We start from the raw sequence: 17,348 nt of genomic DNA on the forward strand, positions 1-17,348 counted from the left end.
CCGGGCGTGTCCGGCCAGACCTTCCACTCGTCGGTGGGAGCGGGTCAGCCCTCGCCGAGGAGGACCCGCGCCACGTCGGCGTCCAGGCCGGCGCGGACCGCCGCCCGGGCCGACGCCGCGTCCGGGGCGGCCAGCGCGGCGGCGGCCAGCGACCGGCAGGCGTCCAGGGTCAGGGACCGCAGCGCGTACCGGGCGGCGGGCACCCGGCCGGCCGCCATCGACAGGCTGGTGATGCCGAGCCCCGCGAGCACGAGCGCCATCAGCGGGTCGGAGGCCGACTCCCCGCACACGCCCACGGGCTTGCCGACACGCACGCCGGCCGCCGCGGTCGCCGCCACCAGGGACAGCACCGCCGGCTGCCACGGGTCGAGCAGGTCGGCGAGCTCGCCGCGCAGCCGGTCGGCGGCCATCGTGTACTGCGCGAGGTCGTTGGTGCCCAGGGACACGAAGTCGACCTCGGCCAGGATCGCCTCGGCCAGCAGCGCGGCCGCGGGGACCTCGACCATGACGCCGACCTTGACGATGCCCACCTCGCGCGCGGCCGCCGCGAACGCCCGGGCCTCGGCGGGGGTCGCGATCATCGGGGCCATCACCCAGACGTCGGCCTGCCGCTCGGCCGGCAGCGCGCGGACGGCCGCGCCCAGCGCCTCGAGCTGCCGGGACACGATGCCCGGCAGCGACCGGACCAGCCGGTAGCCGCGGACGCCGAGCGCCGGGTTCTCCTCGTCGGCCTGGGTGGCGAACGCCAGCGGCTTGTCGGCCCCCGCGTCGAGCGTGCGGATGACGACCTTGCGGCCGGCGTACGCCTCGATCACCTCGGCGTAGGCCGCGGTCTGGTCCGCGACGGCCGGCTCGGTGCGCGCGTCGAGGAACAGCACCTCGGTGCGGAACAGGCCCACGCCCTCGGTGCCCGCCGCGGCGGCGCGGGCGTCGGCGGGGGTGCCGACGTTGGCCAGCAGGGGAACCGGGTGGCCGTCCGCGGTGGCACCCGGGCCGACCACGGCCGCGACCAGGCGCTCGTCGTCGGCGCGGCGGGCCACCCGCTCGGCGGCCTCGGCGGACGGCGACACCTCGACGGTGCCGGCCGCCGCGTCCACCAGGACGGGCGTGCCGGCGGCGAGCGTCGTGGCGCCCGGGACGCGCACGACGCACGGCAGGCCGAGCTGGCCCGCGACGATCGCCGTGTGGCTGGTCGGGCCGCCGAGCTCCGTGACGATGGCCGCGACCTTCGACAGGTCGAGCGCGGCGGTGTCGGCGGGGGACAGGTCGTCCGCGACGACGACGGCCGGGGCGTCCAGCGCGGCGAGGCCGGGCTCCGGGACGCCGAGCAGCCGGGCGACCGCGCGGTGCCGGACGCTGCGCAGGTCAGTGGCGCGCTCGGCGAGGTCACCGCCGGCGGCGGTGAACACCGCGGCGAAGCCCTCGACGGCCTGGTCGACCGCGGTCGCCGGGCCGGTGCCCGCGTGCACCAGGCGCGCGGCCTCGGCTGCGAGCGCCGGGTCGCCGGCCATCGTGGCGGCGGCCTCGAGCATCTGCCGCAGGTCGGCGTTCGCGGTCGCGGCGGCGCGGGCGCGCAGGTCGTCGCCGACCTCGGCGAGCACGCCGCGGACCCGGGCCTCCCCCTCGGCCGCGTCCGCGGCGGCGGGCTCGTCGGCGGGGACGGCGGGCGGGGCGGCGACCAGGGCGACGGGGGCCAGCGCGACGCCGCGCCCCACGCCGATCCCGGCCAGCACGGTCCCGGCGGCGGGCGCCCCGGCCGGGGACGCGTCGAGGGTGGTCACGCCTGCTCCACGAGGTCCAGGTCGCTCTCCAGCAGGGCGGCCAGCTCGTCCAGCAGGGCCTCGGCGTCGTCGGACGCGGAGCTCAGCTCGACCTGGTCGCCGTGCTGGAGGCGCAGGCCCATGACCGACAGGATGCTCGAGGCGTCCACGCCGGGCTCGCCCTCGCGGCCGATCAGGACGGGGTGGCCGCCCTCGGCGGCCTTGCGGGTGACCAGCGACGCCGGGCGGGCGTGCAGGCCGGTGGCGGTGGCGACTCGTGCTCGACGTCGAGGCATCGGAACTTCCCTTCTCGTCGCACCGGCCGGCGTCGGACGGCGCGCCAGGGCAACAAAAAAGACCTGAGGCGTCCGACGCTCGCCGGTGCCTCAGGTCTTGCCTGAACCGCTCAGTAACAACCCTGGTGCCGTCAGTTGTACGGGGGCGGCGGGCGCGACGTCAAACGCCGCCCGCCGCGCCCCGGCGGACGGGCCCGCCTCACCCCACGAAGATGCAGAACGGGTGGCCCGCCGGGTCGGCGAACACGTACAGGGGCTCGTCGGGGTCGTCGCGGCGGTCGAGGAGCAGGCGCGCCCCGAGGCCCTCCGCCCGGGCGCGCTGCGCGTCGAGCGTCGCGGTGTCGGGCACCGTCATGTCCAGGTGCAGCTGCTGCGGCACCGCCGGGTCCGGCCACGTCGGCGGCGTGATCTCCGGCACCTTCTGGAACGCCAGCGGCCACAGCCCGTCGCCCCGCAGGACCAGCCAGTCGTCGCCCTCCGGGTCCGGCTCACCGGGGGCGGGCGGCTCGTCGCCCGGGCGGTACTCCATGCCCAGCAGCGCGCGGTAGAACTCCGCGAGCCCCCGGGGATCGGTGGTGTCCAGCACCGTCTGCACGACCCGGGGCCGTGCGGCGCCGGGGGCGGTCGCGTCCGTCATGGCGGCTCTCCTCGCGGGGACCGGCGGGCGCCCCGCCGGCGCCCGCGCCGGTCCCATCATGGTGCCGCCCGACCGGACCCGCGACGGCGGGCTCCCCGGCGGCGGTAGAGTGCGTCAGCGCACGACGTCCCCGCCCGGCTCGCCCGTAGGGCGCGCGGGCAGACCTCTCACAGGGAGCACCCACAGGTGACCACCCCCCGCCCCGCCGCGGTCATCGTCCTCGCCGCAGGCGAGGGCACGCGGATGCGATCCGCCACCCCCAAGGTCCTGCACACCCTCGCCGGCCGGTCCATGCTCGGGCACGCGCTCGCGGCAGCCCAGGCCGTCGAGCCGCGGCGCACCGCGGTCGTGGTCCGGCACGAGCGCGAGGCCGTCGCGGCCCACGCCCGCGAGCTCATGCCGCAGGTGCTGGTGGCCGACCAGGACGACGTGCCGGGCACCGGCCGCGCCGTGCAGTGCGCGCTGTCCGTCCTGGACGCCGCCGCGCAGGCCGAGGCCGCGTCGGCCGGCGACCGGCCGGGGGAGGCCGGCTCGGTCTCCGGCGTGCTGGTCGAGGGTCCCGTGGTGGTGCTCGCCGGCGACATCCCGCTGCTCGACGGCGAGACCCTGGGCGAGCTGCTCGCCGCGCACGCCGCCGACGGCAACGCCGTCACCGTGCTGACCACCGAGGTCGCGGACCCCACGGGCTACGGCCGCATCCTGCGGGCCGGCCCCGACGCCCCGGACGCCGGAGACGTCCTCGGCATCGTGGAGGAGAAGGACGCCACCGACGCCCAGCGCGCGATCGCCGAGATCAACTCCTCGGTCTACGTCTTCGACGCCGCCGTGCTGCGCGGCGCGTTCGGCCGGCTCGGCCGCGACAACGCGCAGGGCGAGGTCTACCTGACCGACGTGGTGGCGATCGCCCGCGGCGACGGCGGCCGGGTGCGGGCCCTGCGCACCGACGACCCGGTGCTCGTCGAGGGCGTCAACGACCGCGCCCAGCTCGCGGTGCTCCGCGCCGAGCTCAACCGCCGGGTGCTCGACGGCTGGATGCGCGCGGGCGTGACCGTGGTGGACCCCGCGACCACCTGGGTGGACGTCGACGTCGAGCTCGCGCAGGACGTGACGCTGCTGCCCGGCACCCAGCTGCTCGGCGCGACCTCGGTGGCGACCGGCGCCACGATCGGCCCGGACACCACGCTGCAGGACGTCGAGGTCCACGAGGGCGCCACGGTGATCCGGACGCACGGCTCGCTGGCCGTCGTCGGCGCCGGCGCCACCGTCGGGCCGTTCGCCTACCTGCGCCCCGGCACCGTGCTCGGCGAGCGCGGCAAGATCGGCACGTTCGTGGAGACCAAGAACGCGGAGATCGGCGCCGGGTCCAAGGTGCCGCACCTGTCGTACGTGGGCGACGCGACGATCGGCGTGGAGACGAACATCGGGGCGGCCTCGGTGTTCGTCAACTACGACGGCGTCCGCAAGCACCGCACGACGATCGGCTCGTACGCCCGGACCGGCTCGGACAACATGTTCGTCGCCCCGGTGTCCGTCGGCGACGGCGCCTACACCGGTGCCGGCAGCGTGATCCGGCACGACGTCCCGCCGGGCGCGCTCGCCGTGAGCGCGGGCGCCCAGCGCAACATCGAGGGCTGGGTCGCCCGCTCCCGCCCGGGCACCCCCGCGGCCGACGCCGCCGCCCGCGCCCGCGGCGACGACGCCGAGCTCTCGCCCCAGGCGCGCGCCGAGCGCGAGCGCGCCGGCCAGGCCGCCGGCCCCGCCGCCGGCGTGCACCGCACGCCACCCCCGACCCTGCCGGACCACCCGGTCCCGCTGCCCGACGCCCAGCCCAGCACGGAGGACACCGCACGATGACCGGGATCGTCTCGCAGGACGGTGAGAAGCGGCTCGTCCTGGTCTCGGGCCGCGCGCACCCCGAGCTCGCCGCCGCCGTGGCCAAGAGCCTCGACATCGACCTCCTGCCCACCACGGCGTACGACTTCGCGAACGGCGAGATCTACGTGCGGTTCGCGGAGTCCGTGCGCGGCGCCGACGTGTTCGTGCTGCAGAGCCACGCCGCGCCGATCAACCAGTGGCTGATGGAGCAGTTCCTCATGGTCGACGCGCTCAAGCGCGCCTCGGCCAAGACCATCACCGTGATCGCGCCGTTCTACGGCTACGCCCGGCAGGACAAGAAGCACCGCGGTCGCGAGCCGATCTCGGCCCGCCTCATGGCGGACCTGTTCAAGACGGCGGGCGCGGACCGCCTGATGAGCGTCGACCTGCACGCCGCGCAGATCCAGGGCTTCTTCGACGGCCCGGTGGACCACCTGTGGGCCATGCCGATCCTCACCGAGTACGTGCGGACGCGCGTCGACGTGCAGAACGTCACCGTCGTGTCCCCGGACGCCGGCCGCATCCGCGTCGCCGAGCTGTGGGCGCAGAAGCTCGGCGGCGGCCCGCTCGCCTTCGTGCACAAGTCGCGCGACATCCGGCAGCCGAACAAGACGGTCGCCAACCGCGTCGTCGGCGACGTCGAGGGCCGCACCTGCGTGCTGGTCGACGACCTCATCGACACCGCGGGCACCATCACGGGCGCCGTGCGCGTCCTGAAGGAGGCCGGCGCCAAGGACGTCATCGTCGCGGCGACGCACGGCGTGCTCTCCGACCCGGCCACCGACCGCCTGCAGCAGTGCGGGGCCCGCGAGGTGATCATCACGGACACGCTGCCGATCCCGGACGAGCGCCGGTTCGACGGCCTCACGGTCCTGTCGATCGCGCCGCTCATCGCGCGCGCCATCCGCGAGGTGTTCGACGACGGCTCGGTGACCAGCCTGTTCGACGGCCAGTCCTGACCCGTCGCGCGCCGGCCACCGCCGCGCGACGTCCGAGGCCCGCTCGCCCCGCGCCGGGGGAGCGGGCCTCGGCGCGTCCGGGGGCGTGCGCGGGGCGCGGGGTGCTGCCGGCCCGGTTTCGTGCGGGGCGCGTGCCCGGGTAAGATCGACCAGTTGCCTCGGCGAGGGATGTCGGACGGTCACCGGAGAGACCCGGGTCCGCCGGTCCGTGATCGACAGGGTGGAACGCCTCCGCGTGCCCGTCCCGCGCCCCGCGTCGAGGCCACCACCGCTCGCCATCGCCCTTCTCAGCGCCCCAGGAGTCACCGTGTCCGAGATCAAGCTCGCCGCCACCGCCCGCACCGAGTTCGGCAAGGGCGCCGCGCGCCGCCTGCGCCGTGCGCACCAGATCCCCGCCGTCCTGTACGGGCACGGCACCGAGCCGGTGCACGTCGCCCTGCCGGGCCACGAGACGATGCTCGCGGTCAAGGGCGCGGCGAACGCGCTGTTCGAGATCCAGCTCGACGGCAAGCCGGTCCTGGCCCTGGCCAAGGACGTCCAGCGCGACCCGGTCAAGAACGTCATCGAGCACGTCGACCTGCTGATCGTCCGCCGCGGCGAGAAGGTCACCGTCGAGGTGCCCGTGACGGTCGTGGGCGAGTCGGCCCCCGGCACCATCCACATCGTCGAGACCCAGACGCTGACCCTCGAGGCCGAGGCCACGCACCTGCCCGAGCACGTCGAGGTCTCCATCGAGGGCCTCGAGGCCGGCACCGCGCTGACCGCCGGCGAGCTGACCCTGCCGAAGGGCTCCGTGCTCGAGGGCGACGCCGAGCAGGTCATCGTGACCGTCACGGTCCCGAGCGTCTCCGCCGAGGACCGCGCCGCGGACGAGGCCGAGGCCGCCGAGGCCGCTGCCGCGGAGTGACCCGCACGGCGCGCCGGGTGCGCGCCGACGCCGTCCGGACGCCCGGTACCGTGAGGTGCCGGGCGTCCGGCGTTCCATGAGGTGGACGACGGAGGGAGTGGCGCCGCGATGAGCGACGTCTGGCTGGTGGTCGGGCTGGGGAACCCCGGGCCGCAGTACGCCGGCAACCGGCACAACGTCGGGCAGATGGTGCTCGACGAGCTCGCGCGGCGTGCGCAGGCGTCGTTCGGGTCGAAGGGCGGCGTGCTGTCCCGGCGCCCGCAGGCCGCGACCGCGGAGGTCCGGATCGGCACCCTGCCCGGCGGCGCGCCGGGTCCGCGAGCCGTGCTCGCGAAGCCGACCACGTACATGAACACGTCCGGCGGCCCGGTGGCCGCGCTCGCGCGGTACTACGACGTGCCGCCGGAGCGCGTGGTCATGGTGCACGACGAGCTCGACATCCCGTTCGGGGAGATCAAGCTGAAGATCGGCGGCGGCGAGGGCGGCCACAACGGCCTGCGCGACACCACCAAGGCGCTCGGCACCAAGGACTACCTGCGGGTGCGGGTCGGCATCGGCCGGCCCCCGGGGCGGATGGACGCGGCCGACTTCGTGCTGCGGGACTTCGCCAAGCCGGAGCTCAAGGAGCTGCCGCTGCTGCTGGACGACGCGGCCGACGCCGTCGAGCTGCTCGTGACCGAGGGCCTGGAGCGCGCGCAGCTCCGGTTCCACACCCGGACCGCGTAGCGCCGCCGGCACCGCACGCGACAGAGGCCGCCACCCCGCCGGGGGTGGCGGCCTCTCGCGCGTCCCGGCGGGCGCGGCGCCGAGTGGGTACCCGACACGTCGAGCGAGTCGTCGCCGACTACTCGCTCGACGCGTCGGGTACCCCCTGGGCGAGGGCGCGCCGCGGGTGCGGGCGAGGGCGCGCCGCGGGTGCCCCGGCGACGGGCCGCGCGGCGGTGCCCGGTCCGGACGGCCGGGTGAAAGGGGACGGCCCGCGCCCTCGTGGCCCCCGGGGAGGGGGTCTGGGACGGTGCCGCGTCGGTGCTGGTCACGGGCCTTCGCCCTGGTCACCGGTACCCGCCGCGGGTACTCCGGGAGAGGGCTGTCCGGGTGCGTTCGTGCACGTCAGAGCGACGCCGATCGCCCAAATGGGTGTGAAAGGGGTGAAAACGGACACATAGGGCGGACTGGGGCAAACCCGCTGATATAGCCTCAAGTCACACCAAAGCCGCCCTGGGGGATCCGACATGAGTCTGCTCGACGATCACGACGTCTCGCGCTCCCCGCAGCGCGACGTCGCGGCCCCGGGCACGGCGGCACCGAGCGGCACGGCGGTTCCCACGGGGTCCGTCGAGCGCCCCGCGGAGCAGCCTGCCACGGGCCAGCCCGCCGCCGAGCGCGCCGCGGCCGACCACGCCGCCGAGCGCCGCCGCGACACCCGCGGCCCCCGGCTGTCCTGGGCCTCGGACCGCCCGTTCCACGAGCCGCTCGGCCACGCCGCGCCCTCGGGCTGGCGCGGCTCGCACGCCGCGTACCAGGTCGAGACCCTGGCCCGGGACGTCGTCCTGGCCACCTGCGTGCCCACCCTGCTGCTGTTCCTCATGCACGGGGTGACGCTGCTGCAGCTGTCCTGGGGCCTGATGATCGGGCTGGTGTACGTCGCGTTCGTCGCCGTGGAGCGGGGCTACGACCGCCAGGTGATCGGCGACGGGCACCAGGAGTTCGAGGCGGTGATCCGCGGCGGCGTGCTGACCGCGGCCGCGCTGGCGGTGTTCGCGGTCGGCGCCGACGTGGACGTGCCCCGCACGATCGTGTTCCTCGCGCTCCCGGTGGTCGCGGTGCTGCTGCTCGGCGCCCGCCACCTGGCGCGCCGCTCGCTGCACAAGCGCCGGGCGCAGGGCGAGTCGATGCGCCGCACCCTCGTGGTGGGCGACGCGTCCTCGATCACCCACGTGGTCGACGACCTCAGCGGCCTGCCGCAGTACGGGTACAACATCGCCGGCGTGTGCGTGCCGTCCTTCGACGGCCCGCTGCCCGCGCTGGGCGTCCCGGTGCTCGGCACGGTGTCGGACGTGGTGCAGGTGGCGGTGGACGGCGAGTTCGACGTCGTGATCGTCACCGGCTCGGAGCTCTCCGGGCAGGCGCTGCGCCGGCTGTCCTGGGCGCTGCAGCGCACCGACACCGAGCTCGTCGTCGCCCCGGGCATCGTCGAGGTGTTCGGCCCGCGCGTCACGCTCGAGCCGACCGCCGGCCTGTCCCTCATCCACGTGAACGCCGCGGAGTCCCGCCGGTCCCGGATCCTCGCCAAGCGGGCGTTCGACACGGCGTTCGCGCTCGGCGCCCTGATCCTGCTGTCGCCGGTGCTGGCCGTCACGGCCGTCGCCGTGAAGCTCACCAGCCCCGGCCCGGTGCTGTTCAAGCAGACCCGGGTCGGAAAGGAGGGGCGAGAGTTCTCCATGCTGAAGTTCCGCAGCATGGTGGTCGACGCCGAGGAGCGGCTGGCCGCGCTGCGCGCCGCGAACGAGGCCGACGGCCCGCTGTTCAAGATGGACCGGGACCCGCGGATCACCCGGATCGGCCACTTCCTGCGCAAGCACTCGCTGGACGAGCTCCCGCAGCTGATCAACGTGGTCAAGGGCGAGATGGCACTGGTCGGGCCCCGCCCGCCGCTGCCGTACGAGGTCGCCCAGTACCGGGAGTCCGCCCGTCGCCGCCTGCTCGTGAAGCCGGGCCTGACCGGCCTGTGGCAGATCAGCGGCCGTGCCGACCTCGCGTGGGAGGAGGCGGTGAAGCTGGACCTGCGCTACGTGGAGAACTGGTCCATCGCCTTCGACCTCATGATCCTGTGGCGCACCGTGCACGTCGTCGTGAGCGGCCATGGCGGGCGGTGACGGGGCGGTCGCGCTGGCGCACGACTACGCCACGCAGCGCGGCGGGGCGGAGCGCGTCGCGCTGGTGATGGCGGACGCGTTCCCCGGGGCCCCCCTCTACACGACGCTCTACGACCCGGACGGCACGTTCCCCGAGTTCGGGGCGCTCGACGTCCGCACCAGCCCGCTGGACCGGGTCGGCGTGCTGCGCCGGCACCACCGGCTGGCGCTGCCCCTGCTGGCCCCGGCCGTGGGCGCGACGCCGATCGACGCGGAGGTGCTGCTCGCCTCGTCGACCGGCTGGGCGCACGGCTTCCCGACCACGGGGCGCAAGGTCGTCTACTGCCACGCCCCGGCGCGCTGGCTCTACCAGTCGGACCGGTACCTCGGCCCGGCGCGCGGTGGCGCGGGCGACGCCCCGGGCGGCGGGGCCCAGCGCAGGCTCGCGGCCGCGGCCCTCGGGCTGCTCGCCCCGGCCCTGCGTGCGTGGGACCGCCGCGCGGCGGGCACCGCGGACCGGTACCTGGCCAACTCGACCGTCACCGCGCGGGCGATCCGCGAGGTGTACGGGATCGAGGCGGAGATCGTGCCGCCGCCGCCCGCCATGCTGCCCGGCGGCCCGGAGACGCGGGTCGACGGCGTCGAGCCCGGCTTCCTGCTCTGCGTGGCGCGGCTGCTGCCGTACAAGAACGTGGACGTCGTCGTCGAGGCCGTGCGACGCACCCCGGGTGCCCGGCTGGTCGTGGTCGGCGACGGCCCCGAGCGTGCCGCGCTCGAGCACCGGGTGCGCGACCTGCCCCGCGTGCACCTGGCGGGACGCGTGGACGACGCCCGGCTCCGCTGGCTGTACCGGAACAGCGCGGCCCTGGTCGCCGCCTCGTACGAGGACTACGGCCTGTCCCCGCTGGAGGCCGCCGCCTTCGGCCGCCCGTCCGTCGTGCTGCGCGACGGCGGGTACCTCGACACCGTCCGCGACGGCGTCACCGGGGAGTTCTTCGACGCCCCCGACCCCGACCTGGTGGCCGAGGCCGCCGGGCGCGCGCTGGCCCGCACGTGGGACCCCACGGTGCTGACCGCGCACGCCGACGACTTCGCCGCCGAGCGGTTCGTCGAGCGGCTGCACCGCGTCGTGCGCGAGGAGCGCGCGGCCGGCCGGCCCGACGGCCCCGCCCGGCTCGACCCCGTCCCGACCGAGAGGCGCTCCCGATGACCCTGCAGGACATGTTCCGGACCATCTGGTTCGGCAAGTGGCTGGTGCTGGTGTCCGTGCTCGCCGCCCTCGGCGGCGCGTACCTCTACGTCTCCCGGCAGGAGCCCCAGTACGCCAGCACGGCGACGGTGCAGATCGTCGACGCCGAGACGCTCGCCGCCGCCGGTGTGCGGCTGGAGAGCGACCCGAGCCTGGTGACCAGCGACTCCGTGACCGCGGCCGCCGCGAAGGAGCTCGGCGACCCGGGCCTGGCCGACGGGCTCGCCGCGTCCTCCACCGCCGAGTACGCGACCGACAGCCCGAGCAACGTCATCATCACCGAGACCGGCCCCGACGCGGACGCCACGGTCGACCGGGCCAACGCGATCGCGAAGGCGTACGTCGCCGCGCTCCAGGCGCAGTTCGACGACGACCTCGCGGCGATGCAGGAGCGGCTGAGCAACCTCGCGACCAGCATCGACCAGCAGCAGAAGGCGATCACGGACGCCCGGCGCGCCGCCGCGGCGGCCACGTCGGCGACGAACCCGAACGCCCAGGTGGACCCGGTCGACGGCCTGCTGGAGGCGCAGTACTCGACCACGATGGACCAGTACCAGACGCTGTCCGGCCAGCTCACCCAGGCCCAGCTGCTCGCCTCCCCGGCCACGATCCTGCAGAACGCCGTCGGCAGCGCCCTGGTGAGCCTCCCGGGCAGCCTCGTGTACCTGATCGCCGGCCTCGCGGGTCTGCTCGTCGGCATCGGCCTCGCGGTCGTCCGCCGCGGCCTGGACACCAAGGTGCGCACCTCGGGCCAGGCCCGCCGGTCCGCCGGCGCCCCGGTGCTCGCGCGGCTGTCGGGCACCGGCGCCGCCCTGAAGTCGGCCGAGACCGAGGGCACGCTGCCCGTCGCCCGGCGCGAGGCCACCGCCTACACCCGGTCGATCCGCGAGCTGCGCACCGCCCTGCAGGCGGCGGTCGAGAACGAGTCCGGCAGCGCCGTGATCGTCGTGACCGCGGCCGACGTCGAGACCCCGCGGTCGTTCCTGGCCGCGAACCTGGCGGCGTCCTGGGCGCTGTCCGGCCGGAGCGTCGTCGTCCTGTCCGGCGACCTGCGCCAGCCGCGGCTCAACGCCCTGCTGCCCGCCGACGCCGACGCGCCCGTGCGCCCCGGCCGGGGCGGCGGCCGCGCCCGCACGGCGGTGGTGCCGACCGCGATCCCGCACCTGGCGGTGCACCCCGCGCTGCAGACCGAGCTCGACCCGGCCGACTTCCTCGCCTCCGCCGACGTGCGGGCCCTGGTCGAGCAGCTGCGGGCGACCGCGGACGTCGTCATCATCGACGCCCCGCCCATGCTGGTCGCGGCCGACGCGACCATCCTCGGCTCCTACGCCGACGGCGTGCTGCTCGCGGTGACGCTGGGCCACACCCACGTCGGCGCGGTCGAGGAGTCCGCCGAGCGCCTGCGCGCCGCGAACGCCGCGCTGCTCGGCCTGTCGGTCGACGGCACCACGGAGCGCAGCGAGGCGACCTACGCGGCGACCTACGCCTTCGCCGGGGCCGAGGAGGTCCCCCAGGAGCCGGCGCAGGACGCCGAGGGCGACCGGGCCGGGGACGACCGGGCCGCGGACGACCGGGCGGCGGACGACCGGGCCGGGGACGACCGGGCCGCGGACGCGCCGGCGGAGGACGCCGCGACCGGCGGGGAGCCGGCGGACGGCGCTCAGACGCCCGCCGACCGCGACGCGACCCCGGCCGCGGACGCGCCGGCGGACGCGGAGTCCGAGGTGCCCGCGCCCCGCGCCGACGGCCAGCACCGCGCGGCCGACCGGCCGGCCGAGGCCGCCGAGGCCTCCCCGGACGAGCCGGCGGACGACGCCGCCGCCCGGTCCGGGGAGGACCGCGCGCCGGTCGCCGCCGAGTCGAAGTGACCGCCGTCCCCGCACCGGGCGCCGCACCGCGCCCGGTGCGGGTGGTCGTCCTCGACCACACCGCCCAGCTCGGCGGGGCGGAGCTCGCGCTGCTGCGCACGTGCCGGGCGCTCGACCGGGCCGCGGTCGAGGTGACCGTGGTGCTGTTCGCCGACGGCCCGCTCGCCGGGCGGCTGCGGGACGCCGGGGTCGCGGTGCGCGTGCTGCCGCTGGACCCCCGGATCGCGCAGACCGACCGCGCGGCGGCCGGCCGGTCCGCCCTCGGCGCGGCGCGCTCGGCGGCGGCGACGCTGCCGTTCGTGGCCCGCCTGGCCCGGCTGCTGCGGGACCTGCAGCCCGACGTCGTGCACACGACCTCGCTCAAGGCGGACCTCATCGGCCTGCCCGCCGCCCGGCTCGCCCGCCGCCCCCTGGTCTGGCACGTGCACGACCGGATCGCCGAGGACTACCTGCCGGGCCCGGTCGCCCGGGTCGTCCGCGTGCTCGCCCGGCGCGGGCCGCGGCACGTCGTGGTGAACTCGCAGGCCACCGCCCGCACGCTGCTGCCGCTCCCGCGCGGCTGGACCCTCGCGTACCCCGGCCTCGCCCCCGAGCAGGTGGCCGCCGACCCCGCCGCCCGCCCGGCGCCGGCGAGCCCGGTCGTCGGCCTGGTGGGACGCATCAGCCCGACCAAGGGGCAGCGCGAGTTCGTGGAGGCCGCCGCGCTGCTCGCCGAGCGGTTCCCGGACGCGCGGTTCCGCGTCGTCGGCGCCGCGCTGTTCGAGGAGCAGGCGTACGAGGAGGAGCTGCGCGCCCGGGTCGCCGCGCTCGGGCTGACCGACCGCGTCGAGCTGACCGGCTGGGTGGCCGACCCGGTGGGGGAGATCGACCGGCTGTCCGTGCTGGTGCACGCGTCGCCGGTGCCGGAGCCGTTCGGCCAGGTGGTCGTCGAGGGCATGGCCCGCGGGGTGCCCGTGGTCGCGACCGCGGGCGGCGGCGTGGACGAGATCGCGGTGGCCGGCGACGGCACGCCGCGGTGCCTCGTGGTGCCGCCGCGGGACGTGCCGGCGCTGGCGGACGCGGTCGCGCGGGTGCTCGACCGGCCGGAGGAGGCCGCGGCGCGGGCCGACCGGGCGTGGAAGGACGTGCAGGCGGACTACGCGATCGCCCGCACCGCCGAGCGGCTCACCGCGGTGTGGCGGCGGGCGACTCCCGCACGCGGCTGAGCACCGCCTGCATCTCGCGCACCCGGTCGGACCAGCGCGGCACGTCCGCCGGCGCCGGGCCGATGCCGGCCGGGCGGCCCTCCGCGAGCACCCGCACGACGGCGTCGGCCAGGTTCTGCGGCGAGGCGGTGGTGACCCGGTCGGCGGGCTGGTCCCGGAACCCGGCGACGGGGGTGGCGACGACCGGGCGGCCGACGGCCAGGTACTCGTAGAGCTTGATCGGGTCGAGCGAGTCGGTGAAGCCGTCGACCACGTGTGGCACCAGCAGGACGCCGGCGTGCTGCAGGTACCCGGGCACCAGCGCGGCCGGCCGCGGCCCGAGCACCACCGCGCCCGCCGCGTCCAGCCGGGTCAGGTCCAGCGGGTCGAGCAGCGCCGGGCCGACGAGCACCAGGTGCGCGCCGGTCGCGCGCAGGTGGGTGGCGACGCGCAGGCAGGCCGCCACGTCGAGCCGGTCCGGGTGCATCGTGCCGACGTACACCGCGTACGGCCCGTCCGGCAGGTCGGCGGGGCGGGCCTGCGGCGTGCGGTAGGCGTCGACGTCGACGGCGTTGGTGAGCAGCGTGACCGGGCGGTCGGCGCCCTTGGCCCGGGCCAGCGCCGGGGAGCACACGACCACCTCGGCGCACCGCTCGACCAGCAGCGCCTCGGCCGCCCGCGTGCGCTCGAGCTCGGCGGGCTCGCGGACCGCGCGCAGCCAGTCGTCGGTCACGTCGTACAGCGACCGCCAGCCGGTGGCGCGCAGCACGGCGGCGCCGTCGGGGTCGTTCACCCAGAGCACCGGGTCGGCCATGCCGAGCCGGCGGGCCACCCGGGCCACCGTGCGGGCGCGCCGGTCGTCGCCGGCGGGGTCGAGGCGCCGCGGCAGCCACTTGGTCGGCCGGTACGCCCAGGCGCGGCCCGCGGGCGCGCCGTCGTCCGGGCCGAGCCGGCGCAGCCGCCGGCCGAGCGTGGGGGAGGCGCCGCGGCGCAGGTCGTGCAGGTGGTCGACCGGGGGCTCGACGAACAGCACGCGCAGGCCGGGGTCGGTGGCGAGCAGGCCGGCCACCAGGTGCTGGTTGCGGCGCCACACCTCGTCCCACGGCTCGAGGGAGAGGACGACGAGGTCGCGGCGGTCGTCGCCCGGACGGGCGGGGGCGGCGACCGCCGGCCTCCCGGGGGCCGCGGACGGCCCCGCGTCGTCCCGGGTCCGGGCGCTCACGGGGTCACCCCCGCCGACGGGGCGGCCGACGTCGACGGGGCGGCGGGCGAGCCCGGCCCGAGCGGCGCGCCGAGCACCGCCGCGTACACCGCCGCGATGCCGTCCGCGTGCGCCTCCGGCCCGAACCGTCGCTGCTGCAGCGCCCGGAGCTCCTCGCCGTACGCCGCGCGCCGCTCGGGGTCGCGCGCGAGCCGGGCCAGCGCGGCCCCGGCGGCCGCCACGTCGTCCGGCGGCACGAGAACCGCGCCGTCCGCGGCCCCGACGGTCTCGCGGTGCCCGCCGCCGCGGCCCGCGACCACGGGGGTGCCGTGGGCCATCGCCTCGACGACCGACAGCCCGTACGGCTCGTCGCCGCGCGGCGCGAAGAAGATCCCGGCGGTGGCCAGCAGGGCCGGCATGTCGGCCCGCATCCCCAGGAACCGGACCGACCCGCCGAGGCCGAGCGACCCCGCGAGCGCCTCCAGCTCCGGCCGCAGGGCGCCGTCGCCCGCGAGGTGCAGCTCCCACCCGTCGGCGGCCAGCCCGGAGGCGGCCCACATCCGCAGTGCGACGTCGGTGCGCTTCTCGGCCTCGAGCCGCTGCGCCATCAGCACCACCCGGCGGCGCTCGGGTTCCGCGCCGGTGCGCGGCACGGTGGGGACGCCGGGGTGCACGACGGTCGAGGGGCCCTCGACCCGGTCGGCGACGTACGCGCTGATCGCGACCTGGGCGGCGATGCGCGGCGCGACGAACCGGCCGACCGCGCGGCCCACCGCCGACGACCCGCGGCGGTCCGCGAAGTGCCGGGTGGCGACCACGGGGGCCCGGGCGGCGGCGGTCGCGGCCAGCTCGGCGGCCGTCATGTGCGCGTGCACCAGCCGGGCGTCCACGCGGCGCAGCCCGGCCGCGGCCCGCAGCGGGGTCGGCGCGGCCGCCCACCGCACCCCGGAGCCGGCGAGCTCGGCGGGCATCCGGTCGGCCGCGCCGCCGAGCACCTGCACCCGCAGGCCCCGCGCGTCCTGGGTGCGGGCGAGCGTCGTGACGTACCGCTCGACCCCGGCGAAGGCGTCGGTGCACACCACGTGCACGACGTCGACCGGCGCGGCGGTCACGAGCGCTCCCGGTGGCCGACGGGCAGCGGGCCGCGCCGGCGGCGGGGGCGGCCGCCCACGACGGCCTCGCGCAGGTGCCGGGCGCGCCGGCCCGCGGGCCGCCCCGCGGGCCGAGCGCGGCGGGGGCGTCCTCCTCCTCGCCGGAGCGCTGCGCGTGCGCCTGGGCGCCGAGGCAGATGCCCGCGATGACGAACGGGATCGACACCTGGGCCGCCACCCAGAACAGGTCGAACTGCCCCTGCACGAACCGCATGAGCACGAGGACGAACGCGAGGGTGCCGTACCGGGAGTCGACCCGCCACAGGATGACGAGGATCGCCAGGAACATCACCAGGAAGCCGACCAGGCCGACGACCCCGCCGGAGGACAGCATCTCGAACTCGGCGTTCGGCGGCTGGAAGTTCTCCTCGAACCGGTCGGTGTACCACCAGCGCAGGCCGGCGCCGAACCAGGGGTACTCCTGCCAGATCAGCAGCGACTGCCGGAACCAGATGAGCCGCTGGTAGGCCGAGTTGTACTGGTTGCCGGACTCGAGCTGGTCCTGCACCAGCGTCCCGATGACGACGGCGGCGCCGGCGATCGCCAGCAGCACGATCTTCGACCGGTGCCGGTGGGGGTCGGGCCGCAGCGCGACGACCGCGATCGCCACCGCGAGGCCGATCAGCGCCTGCCGCGACTGCGCGACGAGGATCCCGGCGAGGAACAGCCCGAACAGCGCGAGGCAGACCAGGTCGTTCCACCGCAGCCAGCGCGGCCGGGCGTAGACGATGATCGCCGCGAACGCGAGCACGCACCCGATGTAGTTCTTGTGCATGAGCAGCGGCTCGTTGAGGTACACCGGCCCGGTGTTGCCCGACGCGAGGTTCACCGCGAACTGCGCGAGGGCGGCCAGCGCCACGACGACCGACCCCCCGACGTACAGGCCCAGCGCGAGCCGGGCGTGCCCGGCCGCCCCGATCGCCCAGCCGACCAGGAGCGCCCCGCCGACCAGCAGCCACTCGTGGAACCACTCGACCGCGTTCGCCGCGTACGGGTTCGCGATCACGGTGAACAGCACCGTGGCCTGGTAGAACGCCGAGGCCCACAGCACGTTCCGCATCGGGCGGGTCAGCGGGCGCCGGCAGAACAGCAGGGCCGGCCAGAACGCGGCGAACAGCACGAAGTCCGACACCGACAGCGCCCCGCCGACCCGGTTCACCAGCAGCAGCAGCGGCATGCCGAGCACCGGCAGCGCCATCGGCATCCGCAGCGTGAGGCCGACGACGAGCACGGCCGCCGCGACACCGAGCGCGAGCAGCGGCTGGGTGGAGGTGACCGCGGCGACCACCAGGCCGACGGCGACCAGGCCGCCGCCGGCGAGCGCGCGGCGGCCGGCGGTGGTCGCGGGGAGCCGCTCGGCGACGGCGCCGCCGAGGGCGGTCCGGTGCGGGCGGACGCCGGGGGCG

Annotated in this window: 13 protein-coding genes and 1 pseudogene; 8 read left to right on the forward strand and 6 right to left on the reverse strand. The window is 76.8% G+C overall.

The window, feature by feature from the left end:
• Positions 1 to 44 precede the first annotated feature (44 nt).
• The 3 genes from ptsP to MHY85_RS07010 form a co-directional block, all read right to left on the reverse strand.
• Positions 45 to 1,781 (reverse strand): phosphoenolpyruvate--protein phosphotransferase, encoded by a 1,737-nt coding sequence (gene ptsP, locus MHY85_RS07000; protein ID WP_239194743.1) that lies wholly within the window; start codon positions 1,779 to 1,781, stop codon positions 45 to 47.
• Entirely contained in the window at positions 1,778 to 2,056 is a 279-nt protein-coding gene (locus tag MHY85_RS07005) for an HPr family phosphocarrier protein (RefSeq protein WP_158372820.1), read from the reverse strand. The genes ptsP and MHY85_RS07005 overlap by 4 nt, the downstream gene beginning before the upstream one ends.
• A 199-nt stretch (positions 2,057 to 2,255) precedes the next feature.
• Positions 2,256 to 2,693: a VOC family protein gene (locus MHY85_RS07010; RefSeq protein WP_239194746.1), complete on the reverse strand. Its 438-nt coding sequence runs from the start codon at positions 2,691 to 2,693 to the stop codon at positions 2,256 to 2,258.
• A gap of 186 nt (positions 2,694 to 2,879) precedes the next feature.
• Between MHY85_RS07010 and glmU the strand changes: the two genes are divergently transcribed.
• The 8 genes from glmU to MHY85_RS21775 all read left to right on the forward strand — a co-directional run bounded on the left by glmU (position 2,880) and on the right by MHY85_RS21775 (position 13,611).
• Positions 2,880 to 4,547, forward strand: coding sequence for a bifunctional UDP-N-acetylglucosamine diphosphorylase/glucosamine-1-phosphate N-acetyltransferase GlmU (gene glmU / locus MHY85_RS07015; RefSeq protein ID WP_239194749.1), 1,668 nt, complete (start codon positions 2,880 to 2,882; stop codon positions 4,545 to 4,547).
• On the forward strand, positions 4,544 to 5,527 hold the full coding sequence (locus MHY85_RS07020) for a ribose-phosphate diphosphokinase (protein ID WP_154730688.1): 984 nt from the start codon (positions 4,544 to 4,546) through the stop codon (positions 5,525 to 5,527). The genes glmU and MHY85_RS07020 overlap by 4 nt, the downstream gene beginning before the upstream one ends.
• Positions 5,528 to 5,834: 307 nt before the next feature.
• Positions 5,835 to 6,434 (forward strand): 50S ribosomal protein L25/general stress protein Ctc, encoded by a 600-nt coding sequence (locus MHY85_RS07025; protein WP_239194752.1) that lies wholly within the window; start codon positions 5,835 to 5,837, stop codon positions 6,432 to 6,434.
• A gap of 108 nt (positions 6,435 to 6,542) precedes the next feature.
• Positions 6,543 to 7,160 carry an aminoacyl-tRNA hydrolase gene (gene pth, locus MHY85_RS07030; protein ID WP_158372830.1) on the forward strand — a complete coding sequence of 206 codons (618 nt, stop codon included), beginning with the start codon at positions 6,543 to 6,545 and terminating at the stop codon, positions 7,158 to 7,160.
• 506 nt (positions 7,161 to 7,666) lie between these two features.
• Positions 7,667 to 9,310 (forward strand): sugar transferase, encoded by a 1,644-nt coding sequence (locus MHY85_RS07035; protein ID WP_158372831.1) that lies wholly within the window; start codon positions 7,667 to 7,669, stop codon positions 9,308 to 9,310.
• Complete coding sequence (locus MHY85_RS07040) at positions 9,297 to 10,499, forward strand: glycosyltransferase (RefSeq protein WP_158372832.1); 1,203 nt, start codon at positions 9,297 to 9,299, stop codon at positions 10,497 to 10,499. The genes MHY85_RS07035 and MHY85_RS07040 overlap by 14 nt, the downstream gene beginning before the upstream one ends.
• Positions 10,496 to 12,406 (forward strand): polysaccharide biosynthesis tyrosine autokinase, encoded by a 1,911-nt coding sequence (locus MHY85_RS07045; protein ID WP_239194755.1) that lies wholly within the window; start codon positions 10,496 to 10,498, stop codon positions 12,404 to 12,406. Before MHY85_RS07040 ends, MHY85_RS07045 begins: the two co-directional genes overlap by 4 nt.
• The gene (locus tag MHY85_RS21775; protein WP_158372834.1) at positions 12,403 to 13,611 is read left to right on the forward strand and encodes a glycosyltransferase; all 1,209 of its coding nucleotides are present in this window, start codon (positions 12,403 to 12,405) and stop codon (positions 13,609 to 13,611) included. Before MHY85_RS07045 ends, MHY85_RS21775 begins: the two co-directional genes overlap by 4 nt.
• Here the strand turns inward: MHY85_RS21775 and MHY85_RS07055 are convergent.
• The 3 genes and pseudogenes from MHY85_RS07055 to MHY85_RS22030 form a co-directional block, all read right to left on the reverse strand.
• Positions 13,571 to 14,812: a glycosyltransferase gene (locus MHY85_RS07055; RefSeq protein ID WP_158372835.1), complete on the reverse strand. Its 1,242-nt coding sequence runs from the start codon at positions 14,810 to 14,812 to the stop codon at positions 13,571 to 13,573. The two genes, MHY85_RS21775 and MHY85_RS07055, sit on opposite strands and share 41 nt — an antisense overlap.
• Positions 14,809 to 15,903, reverse strand: a complete 1,095-nt coding sequence (locus MHY85_RS07060) for a glycosyltransferase family 4 protein (protein WP_239194758.1) — start codon at positions 15,901 to 15,903, stop codon at positions 14,809 to 14,811. Before MHY85_RS07060 ends, MHY85_RS07055 begins: the two co-directional genes overlap by 4 nt.
• A gap of 391 nt (positions 15,904 to 16,294) precedes the next feature.
• Positions 16,295 to 17,146, reverse strand: a pseudogene (locus MHY85_RS22030) (O-antigen ligase family protein); the annotation flags it as partial.
• Positions 17,147 to 17,348 lie beyond the last annotated feature (202 nt).

The sequence above is a fragment of the Cellulomonas sp. ACRRI genome, assembly GCF_022346185.1.
In the GTDB taxonomy this organism is placed as follows: domain Bacteria; phylum Actinomycetota; class Actinomycetes; order Actinomycetales; family Cellulomonadaceae; genus Cellulomonas.